General features: G+C 60.3%; 15 protein-coding genes and 1 pseudogene. 3 read left to right on the top strand and 13 right to left on the bottom strand.

Annotated features, from left to right (window positions below; all coding sequences use genetic code 11):
- Positions 1 to 60: 60 nt before the first annotated feature.
- The 10 genes from HMPREF9695_RS26285 to HMPREF9695_RS06135 all read right to left on the bottom strand — a co-directional run bounded on the left by HMPREF9695_RS26285 (position 61) and on the right by HMPREF9695_RS06135 (position 6582).
- Positions 61 to 204, bottom strand: a complete 144-nt coding sequence (locus tag HMPREF9695_RS26285) for a hypothetical protein (RefSeq protein ID WP_006019963.1) — start codon at positions 202 to 204, stop codon at positions 61 to 63.
- On the bottom strand, positions 201 to 1187 hold the full coding sequence (locus HMPREF9695_RS06175) for an FkbM family methyltransferase (protein WP_006019962.1): 987 nt from the start codon (positions 1185 to 1187) through the stop codon (positions 201 to 203). Before HMPREF9695_RS06175 ends, HMPREF9695_RS26285 begins: the two co-directional genes overlap by 4 nt.
- Before the next feature lie 74 nt (positions 1188 to 1261).
- Positions 1262 to 1567, bottom strand: a complete 306-nt coding sequence (locus HMPREF9695_RS06170) for a copper-binding protein (RefSeq protein WP_006019961.1) — start codon at positions 1565 to 1567, stop codon at positions 1262 to 1264.
- A 96-nt stretch (positions 1568 to 1663) separates the two neighbouring features.
- On the bottom strand, positions 1664 to 1954 hold the full coding sequence (locus HMPREF9695_RS06165) for a copper-binding protein (RefSeq protein ID WP_006019960.1): 291 nt from the start codon (positions 1952 to 1954) through the stop codon (positions 1664 to 1666).
- Positions 1955 to 1991: 37 nt separating this feature from the next.
- Positions 1992 to 2477 (bottom strand): cupredoxin domain-containing protein, encoded by a 486-nt coding sequence (locus tag HMPREF9695_RS06160; RefSeq protein ID WP_006019959.1) that lies wholly within the window; start codon positions 2475 to 2477, stop codon positions 1992 to 1994.
- A 46-nt stretch (positions 2478 to 2523) separates the two neighbouring features.
- On the bottom strand, positions 2524 to 3906 hold the full coding sequence (locus tag HMPREF9695_RS06155; RefSeq protein ID WP_006019958.1) for a multicopper oxidase family protein: 1383 nt from the start codon (positions 3904 to 3906) through the stop codon (positions 2524 to 2526).
- A gap of 19 nt (positions 3907 to 3925) precedes the next feature.
- The gene (locus tag HMPREF9695_RS06150) at positions 3926 to 5308 is read right to left on the bottom strand and encodes a TolC family protein (RefSeq protein WP_245258760.1); all 1383 of its coding nucleotides are present in this window, start codon (positions 5306 to 5308) and stop codon (positions 3926 to 3928) included.
- A 75-nt stretch (positions 5309 to 5383) separates the two neighbouring features.
- Complete coding sequence (locus tag HMPREF9695_RS06145; RefSeq protein WP_006019956.1) at positions 5384 to 5677, bottom strand: hypothetical protein; 294 nt, start codon at positions 5675 to 5677, stop codon at positions 5384 to 5386.
- Positions 5678 to 5754: 77 nt separating this feature from the next.
- Positions 5755 to 6222 (bottom strand): hypothetical protein, encoded by a 468-nt coding sequence (locus HMPREF9695_RS06140; RefSeq protein WP_006019955.1) that lies wholly within the window; start codon positions 6220 to 6222, stop codon positions 5755 to 5757.
- Between the two features lie 84 nt (positions 6223 to 6306).
- On the bottom strand, positions 6307 to 6582 hold the full coding sequence (locus HMPREF9695_RS06135) for a metal-sensitive transcriptional regulator (RefSeq protein ID WP_041711393.1): 276 nt from the start codon (positions 6580 to 6582) through the stop codon (positions 6307 to 6309).
- 53 nt (positions 6583 to 6635) lie between these two features.
- On the opposite strand from HMPREF9695_RS06135, the gene HMPREF9695_RS06130 reads away from it, so the two are divergent.
- Entirely contained in the window at positions 6636 to 9080 is a 2445-nt protein-coding gene (locus tag HMPREF9695_RS06130; protein WP_006019953.1) for a heavy metal translocating P-type ATPase, read from the top strand.
- Between the two features lie 35 nt (positions 9081 to 9115).
- Here the strand turns inward: HMPREF9695_RS06130 and HMPREF9695_RS27080 are convergent, their stop codons facing one another.
- Positions 9116 to 9250 carry a hypothetical protein gene (locus tag HMPREF9695_RS27080; RefSeq protein WP_283804971.1) on the bottom strand — a complete coding sequence of 45 codons (135 nt, stop codon included), beginning with the start codon at positions 9248 to 9250 and terminating at the stop codon, positions 9116 to 9118.
- Between the two features lie 1011 nt (positions 9251 to 10261).
- Between HMPREF9695_RS27080 and HMPREF9695_RS06110 the strand changes: the two are divergent.
- Positions 10262 to 11572 (top strand): annotated as a pseudogene (locus HMPREF9695_RS06110) (NRAMP family divalent metal transporter).
- 238 nt (positions 11573 to 11810) lie between these two features.
- On the opposite strand, the gene HMPREF9695_RS06105 reads toward HMPREF9695_RS06110, so the two are convergent.
- Together HMPREF9695_RS06105 and HMPREF9695_RS06100 are read right to left on the bottom strand one after the other, a co-directional pair.
- On the bottom strand, positions 11811 to 12344 hold the full coding sequence (locus tag HMPREF9695_RS06105) for a cytochrome b (protein ID WP_006019948.1): 534 nt from the start codon (positions 12342 to 12344) through the stop codon (positions 11811 to 11813).
- A gap of 43 nt (positions 12345 to 12387) precedes the next feature.
- The gene (locus HMPREF9695_RS06100) at positions 12388 to 12702 is read right to left on the bottom strand and encodes a ferritin family protein (protein WP_006019947.1); all 315 of its coding nucleotides are present in this window, start codon (positions 12700 to 12702) and stop codon (positions 12388 to 12390) included.
- A 170-nt stretch (positions 12703 to 12872) separates the two neighbouring features.
- Between HMPREF9695_RS06100 and mbfA the strand changes: the two genes are divergently transcribed.
- Complete coding sequence (mbfA, locus tag HMPREF9695_RS06095) at positions 12873 to 13844, top strand: iron exporter MbfA (protein WP_006019946.1); 972 nt, start codon at positions 12873 to 12875, stop codon at positions 13842 to 13844.
- The last annotated feature ends 43 nt before the right edge of the window (positions 13845 to 13887 follow it).

Genomic DNA, 13887 nt, shown 5'->3' with positions numbered 1-13887 from the left:
GCACGCGCTGTCGACCAGACCTCGCCAGGTTTTCACCGTGTTTGGGTCAAGACATCTGCGCTACGAAGGAACTCCTGCATCAACATTGAATGTAATCACCGCAGCGTCGCGGTAGCGAATGGCAATCCGGGCTGTCGCAAACGGGACGATCGTCGCACCGCTCTCTTGTGGCAGGTGGCTCATGCGCGGCGGCGACGCGATCATCGATGCCTCCATGTTGCCGCGAGCAACCGCTCCTCCCATAGCGCGCTGGAGGTCGCGAAGACGTTGTAGCCGACCCAGGCGTGCTTCTTGATCCGATCGAGGCGCTCGACTCGGTCGAGCCGCATGAACCGACGTTCTCCCTCGTCGTCCACGAACACCCTGAGGGCCAATGCCTCGATCAGATGTCGCGTGATACCGTGCGTCCGGTCGAGCCCATGCTCTTCGCAGATCACGACGCAATCGCGCTGCAGCAGTCCTTGCGCGCCGCTCAAGGCCTCGATCTCCACTCCCTCGACGTCGAGCATGATCACGACGGGTAGCGTCGGATCGACGAGGCCGTCGTTGGCAAGGCCGTCGAGCGAGACGACCGGCACTGCTTCGGACTCGTGCTCGGCCAGGACGAGCGGTCCGAATGTTTCGTGGCGAGCGCCGGTGATGCGCGCGAATCCCCCCGATTTTTCGCCGACGTCGGCGTTGAGCCAGCGGAAACGGTCGCCGTTCAGGTGCGCGTTGGTCGCAAGCCGCCTCGCGTTATCGGGAGACGCTTCGATTGCAAGCGTAAGCTGACCGCCGAAAGGCCGACTGGACGCGAGCGCGGACCGGTACCCGAAGTTGGCCCCGCAATCGACGAAAGAGTATCTGACGTCTTTGGCGCTCCTCAAGAAGGCTTCGATTTCCTCCTCATAGTGGTATCTTCGGTTGAGCAATCTGCTCCAATACCCGTCGCAGAAGGGAATCGCGAATTCGGCGTCCTCGTTCAGCCGCACGACGATGTCTCGCCGTGGCACGAAGTTGGCGACTGCCTTGCAGCCGAGCCTGTAGCCGCGATGTCCGTATGGTTGCGTCAACAGGGATCCCGCCTGCAACGCCAGCAGCGCGATGCGATCGAGCGCGCCCGCGCCGGTGAGCATTCCGCTCCCGCGATCGAAAGCGAGCGGTCGTCCTGCCGCGGCTTCGTCGGTTCGGTGCAACAATGCCTCCATTCGTTTCTCCAATCTCGACCCGAGCTCCGGCGCCATGCGAAAAGGCGGCGTCACGACGCCGGAAGCTTCGGCCCCTATTTTCCCTTCTGCATCTTCGTGATCGTGATGCCGGCGGTGGCCCGCTCGGCTTCGAACTGGACCTTATCGCCCACCTTCACCTGCTTGAGCATCGAAGGATCCTGGACGCGGAACACCATCGTCATTCCGTCCTCGTTCATATCGAGGTTCTTGATGGGACCATGCTTGAGGGTGATTTTCCCGGCGGCTTCGTCGATCTTCTTGACTTCGCCGTTAACCATCGCTGTCTGCGCTAATGCGCCAGCGGACGGCCACGCGAGTGACAACGCGAGAGCGGTAATTGCCAACTTATTTACCTTCATCTTGAACTCCCTTTGTTCGGTTTGATCTGTGCTAACCCCATTGATGCCCACCCTTCTTGTTTCGCACCTCGTTAGCGAAATTCGAGCGACCTCCGGTCACTTGGACTTTTGTATCTTCGTGATGGTCACTCCCTCCGAGGCGCGCTCGGCTTCGAACTTGACTTTGTCGCCTACCTTCAAGTTCTTGAGCATGTCTGGATCGTTGACACGCAGGACCATTGTCATTGCGTCCATCTCGAGGTTTTTGATCGGTCCGTGCTTGAGTGTGATTTTTGCGGCGGCAGCATCGATCTTTTTGACTTCGCCCTGGACCATGGCGTTCTGCGCGAATGCAGCCGCGGAGGTCAGGATCAAGGCAAGGACGACGGCGATCTTCAGATTTCTCATATGAATCCTTGTTTCTATGGAGGTTAGGTCACGTGGGCTACTTTACGGTCACAGTGCCGATCATGCCGGACTCCCGATGCCCCGGAATTAGACACGCATACTCGAACTGGCCGGTTTTGGTGAACTTCCAGACGATCTCAACCGCCTTCTTCGGCGCGAGCCGCTTTGCGTTCGGATCGTCGTGCTCCATGTCGGGATTCTTTTTCATGGCTTCGCCGTGCTTGAGATTTTCCGCCGTGTTCGCCAGGACGAATTCGTGTTCGAGCTCGCCGTTGTTGCGCAGCACGAACTTGACCTGTTCGCCCCTCTTCACCTCGAGCCTGGACGGCATGAACATCATCTTTCCGTCCATCTCGCCCATGGTGACCTGGACGATGCGCGCCGGCTTTTTCGGATCGCCGGGTTCTCCGGCGGAGAACGCCTCGTCATGGCCATGACCCGACGGGCCCGCTCCAGCCCAGGCAGCGGTGGAGAGAAGCACCGCTGCGACGAGCGCGGTTCCGGATGGCTTGAGAGTCTTCATAGCGTGTCTCCTTGTTCTTAATGAATCGACGATTTCGGTAGTGCGATTACATCCCTTTCATCCCCTTCATGCCTTTCATGTCCGTGGGCTTCGGTGCCTTGTCTTTTGCGGATCTGCCTTTCGCACCGGTCTGACGCGGCGGCTCGCTCTGCGGCACATCGATTTCATACGCGACCGTGCCCTTGGGAAACTTGTAGGGACCGGGGTCCTTGTAATCGTCGCGCGCAAGCCCTTCGCGGATCTTCATCACCGTGAACATTCCACCCATCTCGATAGGCCCGAACTGTCCCGATCCGGTCATCATCATCAGCGTGTTGTCCGGCATCGGCATTTCCATCTCGCCCATGGCCATTCCGGTCGATCCCATCGCCATGGCGCCGGGCGCCAGCTTGGCGACGGCCCTGGCCAGATCCTTTTTCGAAACTCCGATCATGTTTCTGACGTTGTGACCCATCGCATTCATGGTGTGATGCGACTTGTGACAATGGAACGCCCAGTCGCCGGGATTGTCCGCGGTGAAATCGAAGGCCCGGACGGCGCCGACCGGAACGTCCGTGGTAGTTTCCGGGTATTGCGCGCTCTCTGGAACCCAACCGCCGTCAGTGCAGCTAACCGCGAAGTTGTGGCCGTGAAGATGGATCGGATGATTGGTCATGGTGAGATTGCCGATGCGCACGCGCACGCGATCCCCGAGCCGCACGGCCATGGGGTCGATGCCGGGAAACACGCGGCTGTTCCAGGTCCACATGTTGAAATTCGTCATTTCCGACACCTTCGGAAGATAGGTACCGGGATCGATGTCGTAGGTGCTCATGATGAAGACGAAGTCGCGGTCGACCGGCCGGAATGCGGGGTCACGCGGATGCACGACGATCATGCCCATCATGCCCATCGCCATCTGAACCATTTCGTCCGAGTGCGGGTGGTACATGAACGTCCCGCTGTGCTTCATCTCGAATTCGTAGACGAATGTCTTGCCCGGGTTGATATGCGGTTGATTGAGGCCGCCGACGCCGTCCATGCCGCTTGGCAGGAGCACCCCGTGCCAATGCACGGTGGTGTATTCGGGAAGCTTGTTGGTGACGAAGATGCGGACCTTGTCGCCTTCGACGCACTCGATGGTCGGCCCCGGCGACTGGCCGTTGTAGCCCCAGAGATAGGCCTTCATGCCCTCTGCGAATTCGCGCTCGACGGGCTCGGCAACCAGATGGAATTCCTTCCAGTCGCCGTTCATCCGCCACGGCAGCGTCCAACCGTTCAACGTGACGACCGGATTATAGTCGGGTCCGCTCGACGGACGCAGCGGCGGCTGCATCGTTGCCTTCTCCATGATAGGCGCTTCGGGAATATTGGCCGCCTGGACGCGGCCGCTCACCGCGGTCGCGCTCACCAGCGCGGCGGTGCCTAGAAAGCCTCTACGGGATAACATGGCTCTTCTCCTTTAGTTGTCAGCCGCCGGCCCTGGCGGTCTTCGACGAACGTTTTTGTGGTTGAGTGTCCGGGCGACCCCCGCCGTTGACGACGGTCTGCAGTTCGGCTTGGGCCAGCCAGAAGTCCCGCTTGGCTTCGATCGCCGCGCGCAATGCGGCGATCCGCTGCCTTGCTTCCGTCAGCAGCGCAAACACGTCGTCCTGCATGCTCGAGAAACGAAGCTGCATCTCTTCCGAAATGATCTTGCGGAGCGGCAGGACTTCGCGCTGGTAGTGTCCGGCGATGTCGTAGGTGGAACGATATATTTTGTAGGCATCGCGCGCCTCGGACCGAACGTTCACGGCCTTTTCGGTCAAAAGGTTGAAGGCCAGATTGTAGGTTTCGACGGCCTGCCGGACGCGAACCTCTCCGCCGTCGAAAATCGGAATTTGGAATTGCAGATCGAGTCCGCGCTCGGTGATCGCGCCGCCTGCATCCGTCGTTTTCTTGTGGATTCCCGCTAGATCGAGCAGCGTAACGAAGCGGCTCGCTTCGGTGAGATTGAGAGATTTGGCGAGAGCGTCGAGTTCAAGGCGGGCGATCTGGAGATCGACACGGCGCCCAACCGCATCGACCTCGATGCTCGGCAGAGGTTGCGGGCGGCGGGGCATCGCCGGAAGTACTGCCGGAAGACGGAAGCCGAGATCGCCGTCCCACAATCCCAACAGGCGGATCAGTCGCTCACGCGAACTGGCGGCCTCCTGGCGCAGCAGCGCAAGCTCCGCGGTGACTTCCGCATAGAACACCTGTTCCCGCGCCTGGTCGAGTTTGTTCAGCGCCCCTGTCTGCCCCAGCTTCAGCGCGAGCTGGGCGGTGGACTCCGCGGTCGATTTGGCGTCGGTCAAAAGCCCGACCAACTCGTTGGCGGCGACGGCGCGGAAGTAGGCAAGCCGCACTTCGGCGGCGAGCCGGAGGGTCTCTTCCGCCGCCCGCAGTTGCGCCTGGCGGAAACGTTGCCGCGCGATCTCCGAGCGGAACGGCAAGGTCGCCAACGCGAGAATATCGCCGGCAATCCGACGCTCGATTTCGACCACGCCAGAACCAGCGATGCGCGAGATGGAGAAGGTCGGATTGGGCGGCAGACTTTGCTGGACGAGGTCGGTCTCCGCCAACGCCAGTTCGTTATAAGACGCTTGCAGGCCCCGGTTGTTGAGAAGTGCGATCTGGACAGCAGTATCCACCGTCAGACCTCGGCGAAGCAGGCCCCGAACGGCATTCTGCGCCCAGGCCGCGTCGTCCGCCGTGCGGATGGAAACTACCTCCTTGTGAATGGTCTCGCCCGCGAGGTTAGCGACAGCCGTCATGCCCCCGTCCGGGGAAAATGTCGCGCATCCTGAAAGAAGCAAGGCGGAAAGAAGCATGGCTGCTGCGGGACCGATCTTCGATGGGCTTGTCGCGTCGTTTGAAATCTCGGGATTTTTGTGCATCGGGCGCTCCTACCGGCCGGATTTCGGCGCCGGGGCGACGCGGTCGTTCTGTTCGCGCCACGACGACGGCGCGGTGGGACGAAGGCTGGTGTAGGGAGCGACGGTGGAGCGGTACCCCACGGCCGCGACCCTGGCGTTCGGATCCGCAGGATCGACGCCCGCCAACGGCGCCGCCGTCTGCATGCACCCGCCCAAGGCGAGCGCCGTGGCGGTCGTCCCAGCTATCGTTCGAAATCTTTTGCCGAATAACTTCCCCACCACCGACTGAACGGCGGCGAGAATCGCCCCAAGCTGCGCAAACATTTTGTTTTCCTGAACTGACGATGGACCACAGGCGCGCGAGCCCTCGACGGGCACCGCACCGCGTAGCTTCGATCGGGTCAGGAAATGGGGGGACGATAGAGCCGGGGGGGCGCGTTGTCCGCGACGTTCCGGTAGCGTTCTACTTTGCAAAGCGCCGTCGGAGCGGAAGGCTTCACGATGTCGACGACCGTCGCCGGAATAGCGCTTACGCACATCAGCCCGCAGCACTCGCCGCCGGATTTATGCGGAGCATTTTCGGGAACCGACTTCGAATCCGATTCCACGGACATCGAATGGTCATGCCCCGTTGAATTGCCCTGCGCCGCGGTGTGATCATGGGCATGACCGTCGTCATGCAGGTGCTGCAGCTCGGAATGAATATGAACCATTCCGGGAACGTGATTCTGGTCCGTCAGGCACCGGGCCGGAGCGTGGACGCCGGGCATCGCGTAGGAGATCGTCGGCGCCAATACGCAAAGCAGATAGGCAAGGGCTATCAGCCACCCTGCCCTCAATCGCTTCGCTCTGGTCAACCGGACGAGCATGCAGACATCAATACCTATTCGTACCAAGACTCGGGAGCATAGCGGTGAAGCCTCGATCCGCCAAGATGGAACTTGTAGTGTCGCTCATCGGTCCGCCCGGCCAATGACGGCCATCAATTCGGTGATCTTCTTTCGCTGGTCTGTTTTGTCGCCGCTCGCGATGGCGTGTTCGACGCAGTGGGAGACGTGGTCCTTCAGGACTTCCTCCTCGACCCGTCGCAGCGCGGCACGGACCGCCGAAATCTGCGTGACGATGTCGATGCAGTAGCGCTCCTCCTCCACCATCTTGGAGAGACCGCGCACCTGGCCTTCGATCCGGCTGAGGCGTTTTTGACAGGATGTCTTGATGTCTTTGCGCATGGGCCCCATATACCCCTACACGGTATGTGTTACAAGTAGGCACGGAGCTCGAAATGGCCAAAGAACAGAAAGCTATATCGCCAGGCGGATGCGGATGCTCCTCCAAGGCCGCTGCCGGACCTGAAACCTCGACCAAGAAGGGCGGATGCTGCGGCGGCGCCGGCGGCCAAGATCACCATCATCATGACCACGCTGCGGCCGGAGCCGGCGTCTTCGACCCGGTCTGCGGCATGACCGTCGATCCCGAGACCAGCAAGCATCGCTCGGACTACCGGGGCTTCACCTACTATTTCTGCTCGGCCGGCTGCCGGACCAAGTTCGCCGCCGCTCCGGAGCAATACCTCGACAAGATGAACCCAAAGCCGCACCACGCCGACGTCCCAGAGGGCACCGTCTACACCTGCCCCATGCATCCACAGATCCGCCAAATCGGCCCCGGAAGCTGCCCGATCTGCGGGATGGCGCTAGAACCGGACCTGGTCAGCCTGGACGACCCACCCAACCCCGAACTGGCCGACATGACCCGCCGCTTCTGGATGGGGCTCGCGCTGGCTCTGCCGGTCGTTGTCCTGGAGATGGGCGGCCATCTGGTCGGCAGCCACGGCTGGATCGATCAGAACCTCTCGAACTGGATCCAACTCGCTTTCGCCGCGCCGGTCGTGCTCTGGGCCGGATGGCCGTTCTTCGTGCGAGGCTGGCAGTCGCTGGTCACCCGCAATCTGAACATGTTCACCCTCATTGCGATGGGCGTCGGCGTCGCCTTCGCCTACAGCGTCGTCGCAACGGTAGCGCCGGGCATTTTCCCGCCCGCATTCCGGAGCCACGACGGCGCCGTGGCGGTCTACTTCGAGGCCGCGGCGGTCATTACCGTCCTGGTCCTGCTCGGTCAGGTCCTGGAGCTTCGGGCCCGTGAGGCCACCTCCGGAGCGATCAAGGCCCTGCTCGATCTGGCGCCCAAGACCGCGCGCGTCGTCGACGAGAATGGCGCGGACCATGAGGTTCCGCTCAACAGCCTGAGCGTGGGCGACAAGCTGCGGGTCCGGCCGGGCGAGAAGGTGCCGGTGGACGGCGTCATCATCGAAGGACGCTCGTCCCTCGACGAATCGCTGGTGACCGGAGAGTCCATGCCGGTCACCAAGGAGGCCGGAGCCAAGGTGATTGCTGGCACGCTCAATCAGTCGGGTGGCTTCGTGATGCGGGCCGAGAAGGTCGGCCGTGACACCCTGCTTTCCCAGATCGTACAGATGGTGGCGCAGGCACAGCGGTCCCGTGCTCCCATCCAGCGCCTCGCCGACCAGGTGGCCGGTTGGTTCGTGCCCACGGTGATCGTCGTCGCCCTCCTCGCGTTCGGTGCTTGGGCGCTGTTCGGTCCGGAGCCGCGGCTCGCGTTCGGCCTGGTTGCGGCCGTCAGCGTCCTGATCATCGCCTGCCCGTGCGCCCTCGGACTCGCGACACCGATGTCGATCATGGTCGGCGTCGGACGCGGTGCTCAGGCCGGCGTCCTGATCAAGAATGCCGAAGCTCTCGAACGCATGGAAAAGGTCGACACGCTGGTCGTCGACAAGACGGGAACGCTGACCGAAGGCAAGCCGAAGGTGGTCTCAATCGTACCCGCAGAGGGATTCGACGAAATTGAAATTCTGAAGCTTGCAGCGAGCGTCGAACGGTCCAGTGAACATCCGCTCGCCGATGCGATCGTCCGGGCGGCGAAAGAACGGAATTTGGCGCTTGCCAATGTCGAGGAATTCGATTCCCCGACCGGCAAGGGCGTCACCGGGAAAGTCGACGGCAAACTGATCCTGCTCGGCAACGCCAACTTCTTCAAATCCGCGAGCATCGAAACACGGCCGTTGGAGGCGCAGGCGGAGAAGCTGCGCGGCGACGGCGCCACGGTCATCAACGTCGCGGTCAATGGCAAGCTTGCCGGCATTCTAGCCATCGCCGACCCGGTCAAGACCTCGACGCCGGAAGCATTGAAAGCGCTGGCGGCCGAAGGCATCCGGGTCATCATGCTGACCGGCGACAACCGAACGACGGCGAACGCGGTCGCGAAGCGACTTGGCATTTCCGAGGTCGAGGCCGAGGTGCTGCCGGATCAGAAGAGTGCCGTCGTCAGTAAACTGCAGAAGCAGGGTCGCGTCGTCGCCATGGCGGGAGACGGCGTCAACGACGCGCCGGCCCTCGCAGCGGCCGATGTCGGAATCGCCATGGGGACTGGAACGGACGTGGCGATGGAAAGTGCAGGCGTGACGCTGCTGAAAGGCGATCTTGGCGGAATTGTCCGCGCCCGTCGTCTGTCCCAAGCGACGATGAGCAACATCCGGCAAAATCTCTTTTTTGCTTTCATTTATAATGCGGCCGGAATTCCGATAGCCGCCGGCATTCTTTATCCGACGTTCGGATTGTTGTTGTCCCCTGTAATTGCCGCCGCCGCCATGGCGCTGTCGTCCGTGAGCGTCGTCGGCAACGCACTGCGGCTTCGGGCGGTGAACATCTAGCCTTGCGGGAACAGCGTCCGCATGCGGCCTACCATCTATTCGTCGTCGGACCGGATGCAAAGCGCAGGTCCGCGCTCATGATCGGGGAGCATGCGCTGCGTTATCTGGTCGCGGAAGACAAAAGGATGAATGAAGGCCGCGGCCACGTGGACGGCGAAGGCGATGAGCATTCACCATCCGGCTGCTTGAGGCAGCCGTCAACCAGTCGACTGGCGACGGATTCGGGAGCCGTCCACGTCGGCGCCGACACACCAAATAAAGATAGCCAGCGGGGCTGACCAGCAATGCCGTTACGCGGAGACGCGTGGCAGCTTTGAAACTTACGAACGACGAAATCTGGGCGCTGTTGCGCCCGGCTACGTCCGGGTGAGGAGCCTTGGTGGGGTCTATCCCTGGACCGAGACCGGCACTGAGCGAAGGCGGCTGCGCAAGCGTGGCGATCTTCGGTTAATCGTGGCAAGGGCCATCAGCGGCGCCGGCGCCAAAACCGCAAGACAATCGTGGCAGTGGTGACCAGCGGCTATAACTTTCCGGACGTATCGACGTCCTTAGTCGAGGACATCGCCATAAACATCCGGCCGCTGGGGGCGGTAGCGTTGATATCCAGCAATCGGTGCAGCGCCCCCGATAGCAGGTAGGCCACGATCAGGAAAACGGCTGCGATCCCGCTTGGGCGCGGAAGCAACGTGTTCCATGTCTGCGGGCGCAAAAGGTCGGGAGCGTTACTCTTCGATTCGCCAATTGGTCGAGCACGTACGCGACCCAGCGATGAACAAGACCCTAAAGTTCCAGCGATAAAAGTCCTTTTAGCGCGCGTTCTGTCGATACAAGCGAAATGGCCAAGGGCTCATTTGCGAAAGAATACACTTGCTAGTCCGATCACCGCGGTCGCTGCGCCGACAGGCGCTAGCAGAGTTACCCAGTGGCTGTGAGGGAATGCACGATGTAACAGGATCCCCAAAACCGTCGCCGCGAGGGCGATCGTCCCCAGCAGCCCGATAATGAAGATGGTTCGTTGAGCCGGAGGCATTCCTAGACCTAGCTAATTCGGCTCATGCCGATAGCCACCGGCAAAGCATGGACGGGCCCGCTGATCCAGCCCTCTTTCAAAGACAGCGGAACTTGGCGGCGTTGAGGGCGTCACCTATTGTCATTTTGCGCCTTCGGCGGGGACAGACAGAATGAGTTCGACGCAAAAAGCGAAAAAACAGGCCAAAATCGGCTCTCTGATCGGTCCGAGCAAGCCACGCCTTCTTGACGCATTGGGACCCGGGTTGATTACCGGTGCGTCGGATGACGATCCCAGCGGTATCGCGACGTAAAGCCAAGCGGGCGCCCAGTTTGGCTATTCGCTGAGCTGGACCATGCTGTTGACCTATCCGCTCATGGCGGCAGTTCAAATGATCAGTGCCAGGATCGGTCGGACTACCGGCCGGGGCCTAGCCGGAAATCTGCGCCAGCACTATCCCAACTGGCTTTTGCAGACCTTCGTGGCGTTGCTGGCGGCTGCGAATACGATCAACATCGGAGCCGATCTTGGGGCGATGGCGGATTCAACCTCCCTGGTTTTGGGCGGCCCCAAGTCACTCTACGTGACGGTGTTCGGAGCTTTATGCATCGGCCTACAGGTCATGCTGCAATATACGCGCTACGTGTCCTATCTGAAGTGGCTTACGCTTGCGCTGATCGCGTACGTGGCAACTCTTTTCATGGTCGACGTGCACTGGGGGGCGGCGCTTCGGCAAATCGTGTTGCCATCATTCAACTGGAATACCGAATACATCCAGACCATCGTTGCCGTCTTCGGCACGACGATCAGTCCCTACCTGCTGTTCTGGCAGGCGTCCCAGGAGGCTGAAGACATTCGCGCCGTTCCGGAACGAAAGATCCTGAAGCGGGCACCAGAACAAGGCCCCGATGCCATCAAGCGGATCGAACTCGATAACCTGATAGGCATGGGTGTTTCCAACTTTATTGCGTTGGCAATCATTTTGACGACCGCGGCCACGCTGAACGTATCGGGCGTCACGGAAATCGAGACCTCTGCCCAAGCCGCCGAGGCGTTGCGTCCGATCGCCGGCCACTACGCCGCAACGATATTCGCGTTGGGCGTTCTGGGCACGGGACTTCTAGCCATTCCGGTTCTCGCCGGCTCAGCAGCGTACGCCATTGGCGAAGCCCGCAAGTGGCCCATTGGGCTTGCACGACAACCCAAAGAAGCGAAAGCATTCTACGCGACCATCGTCCTGGCCACAGTCGTGGGCGTCCTCCTCAATTTTACGCCGATCAATCCCATCAAAGCGCTGTTTTGTTGCGCGGTCATCAACGGTATCGTGGCGGTGCCGGTTATGGGGCTGATGATGCTGATGGCAGCCAACTCGAAGATTATGGGCGAATTCACGATTGGCGGCTGGCTGACGGGGCTGGGATGGATAGCGACGGCTGTCATGGCCGCTGCGGCGGTCGCTATGGGTGTTACCTACCTCATTTAGCCCTGTCGAGGCCGCGGGCGATCAGATGCGCCAGCCCCATCGCCTTCCAATTTCCATAATCGCCTGTCGGAGCTTACCCCAGCATTCAAGCTGCACGTCCACGATTCTTTTTCTGCAATTTTTGCTGATGGAGCGCGGTGTGCGGCTCGCGGATGCACGCAGGCTCGCCGGACCGGGCGCCCGCATAGTCTCCAATCCGTTGTTGAACAAACTTGTGAATGTTGCAAAGGCCATGTGCTCACGATCCGGGAAACATTCGCTGCATTATGCGGTCGCGGAAGATGAAGGCATGAATAAAGGCCGCGCTGACGTGGACGCCGATGGCGATGAGCAGTCCCCATCCGGCTGCTTGATGCCAACCACCGACCAGGCGTCCGGCGGCTGATCCGGGAGCGGTCAGCATAGGCAGCGGCAGTCCGGAAAAGGGCGACAACTGCCAGCCCCGGAACGACGCAAAAAACCAGCCGCTCATGGCGGTCGCAAAGACCATTCCGTAGAGAAGCCAATGAACGCTCTCCGACGTGAGACGCTGCCAACGAGGGAGCGTATCCGCAGGCGCGACGGGGTGGAACAGCCGCCAACTTAAGCGCAGGATCATCAGCATCATCATGATAAGCCCGACGGAGATATGCAATATCATCGCGTTTCCGGGATTCGCGCCGCGCGGAATGTCCGGCATTAGCCAGCCTATGGGGAACTGCACGGCGAGGAGCGCCATGATCGTCCAGTGAAAGACTTTGGCGGTATTTCCGTAGGCGAGTTGCTTTGTCATTCCGAAATTCTAAACCTGATGAGAAAGAAATTGGATCGCGGTCTCAATCTGCTTTCTTTTCGGCCTTCTCCGCCGCTTCGACGATATCCCCGTCAGTGAACAGAATGCCCTTGAGAATCTCTCGCCACTCCTCTTTGCGTCGAAGCAGAAACTCAAGGTCCATGCCGAAATGCTTGAACTCCTCCTTTTGCGCATTTTCCATGATCGCACGGGCTTCCTTGTCCTTCTCAAGTGAAATTCGCTGCTCATACCAGCCGATTGCCTCGGCTTCTTCGACGAGCCCGGTGATCATCCGTGCAAAGGTGCGTGTTTCCGAGGAGAGTTCGGCAGCGGGCTCATGATATTGTTCGGTGGCCATACTCTGTTCCTATGATTGTTCGTTGGAATCGATTTTTGGCCGCATCACGGGTTGCATTGCAGTTCCGGGAAGATGGCGTGCCGTAACGACGAAAAAGAGGGATTGATCGCTGCGGCGTACACCCCTATACACGATTTAGAATTATTCTAAATAGACAAAATGGGTACGACGTGAAGAAATTTGCCGATCTGTCTGAGCGCGAAGTTTTGGCTGTCGCCATTTCCGGCGAAGAAGAGGACAGCCGCATTTATATGAGCTTCGCCGAAGATCTCAGCGAACGCTATCCGGAGTCTGCCAAGCTGTTCGAGGAGATGGCAGAGGAGGAAAAAGGCCATCGTCATCGGCTGCTCGAAATTTACGAAAAGAGCTTTGGGCCGAATCTGCCCCCTATTCGGCGCACCGACGTGAAAGGCTTCCTGAGACGCCGTCCGGTTTGGTTGACGAAGAACTTGTCGCTAGACGTTGTCCGCAAGGAGGCGGAGATCATGGAGTTCGAAGCGCAGCGCTTCTATTCCAAGGCAGCGGAGCAAGCCACCAACGTGGGAGTCCGAAAGCTCTTGGGGGACCTGGCGGAAATTGAGAAAAGCCACGAAAACCTAGCAGCAAAGCTTACCGACAAGATTCTTACACCGAACGTTCGCGAGGAGGAGGATAGGACACGCAAACGCATGTTCGTCCTTCAATACGTGCAGCCTGGCCTCGCCGGTCTGATGGATGGTTCGGTCTCGACTTTGGCACCGCTGTTCGCTGCGGCTTTTGCAACCCATCACAATTGGCAGACGTTCCTGGTGGGTCTGGCGGCGTCGATCGGGGCCGGTATCAGCATGGGCTTTGCGGAGGCGCTGTCGGACGACGGATCATTGACCGGGCGAGGCTCGCCTTGGTTGCGCGGCGGGATTTGCGGCCTAATGACGACATTAGGTGGATTGGGTCATACGTTGCCTTATCTTGTTCCAGACTCTTGGCAGAACGCGTTTTGGATCGCGACCGCGATCGCCGGTGTGGTGGTGTTCTTCGAACTCTGGGCGATCGCGTACATCCGGGCCCGCTACATGGACACCCCTTTCCTGCAGGCGGTCTTCCAAATCGTACTGGGTGGCGCGATCGTACTTTCAGTCGGCATTCTAATCGGAGCGGCCTAAGGAAAGACCGCTAAATACTTGGCGCGAGAACAAGCGAAAGCGA

The sequence above is a fragment of the Afipia broomeae ATCC 49717 genome, from assembly GCF_000314675.2.
Classification (GTDB): Bacteria; Pseudomonadota; Alphaproteobacteria; order Rhizobiales; family Xanthobacteraceae; genus Afipia; species Afipia broomeae.
The sequence above is the reverse complement of the archived record's forward strand: the minus strand, read 5'-3'. Positions and strand labels throughout refer to the sequence as shown.

Coding starts and splice junctions, on each gene's coding strand:
- HMPREF9695_RS06105 (WP_006019948.1), bottom strand. CDS start 12,344: ATGACAAAGCAACTCGCCTACGGAAATACCGCCAAAGTCTTTCACTGG.
- HMPREF9695_RS06145 (WP_006019956.1), bottom strand. CDS start 5,677: ATGTTTGCGCAGCTTGGGGCGATTCTCGCCGCCGTTCAGTCGGTGGTG.
- HMPREF9695_RS06175 (WP_006019962.1), bottom strand. CDS start 1,187: ATGGAGGCATTGTTGCACCGAACCGACGAAGCCGCGGCAGGACGACCG.
- HMPREF9695_RS27080 (WP_283804971.1), bottom strand. CDS start 9,250: ATGCTCATCGCCTTCGCCGTCCACGTGGCCGCGGCCTTCATTCATCCT.
- HMPREF9695_RS06100 (WP_006019947.1), bottom strand. CDS start 12,702: ATGGCCACCGAACAATATCATGAGCCCGCTGCCGAACTCTCCTCGGAA.
- HMPREF9695_RS06170 (WP_006019961.1), bottom strand. CDS start 1,567: ATGAAGGTAAATAAGTTGGCAATTACCGCTCTCGCGTTGTCACTCGCG.
- HMPREF9695_RS06155 (WP_006019958.1), bottom strand. CDS start 3,906: ATGTTATCCCGTAGAGGCTTTCTAGGCACCGCCGCGCTGGTGAGCGCG.
- HMPREF9695_RS06150 (WP_245258760.1), bottom strand. CDS start 5,308: ATGCTTCTTTCCGCCTTGCTTCTTTCAGGATGCGCGACATTTTCCCCG.
- HMPREF9695_RS26285 (WP_006019963.1), bottom strand. CDS start 204: ATGATCGCGTCGCCGCCGCGCATGAGCCACCTGCCACAAGAGAGCGGT.
- HMPREF9695_RS06165 (WP_006019960.1), bottom strand. CDS start 1,954: ATGAGAAATCTGAAGATCGCCGTCGTCCTTGCCTTGATCCTGACCTCC.
- HMPREF9695_RS06160 (WP_006019959.1), bottom strand. CDS start 2,477: ATGAAGACTCTCAAGCCATCCGGAACCGCGCTCGTCGCAGCGGTGCTT.
- HMPREF9695_RS06140 (WP_006019955.1), bottom strand. CDS start 6,222: ATGCTCGTCCGGTTGACCAGAGCGAAGCGATTGAGGGCAGGGTGGCTG.
- HMPREF9695_RS06130 (WP_006019953.1), top strand. CDS start 6,636: ATGGCCAAAGAACAGAAAGCTATATCGCCAGGCGGATGCGGATGCTCC.
- HMPREF9695_RS06135 (WP_041711393.1), bottom strand. CDS start 6,582: ATGCGCAAAGACATCAAGACATCCTGTCAAAAACGCCTCAGCCGGATC.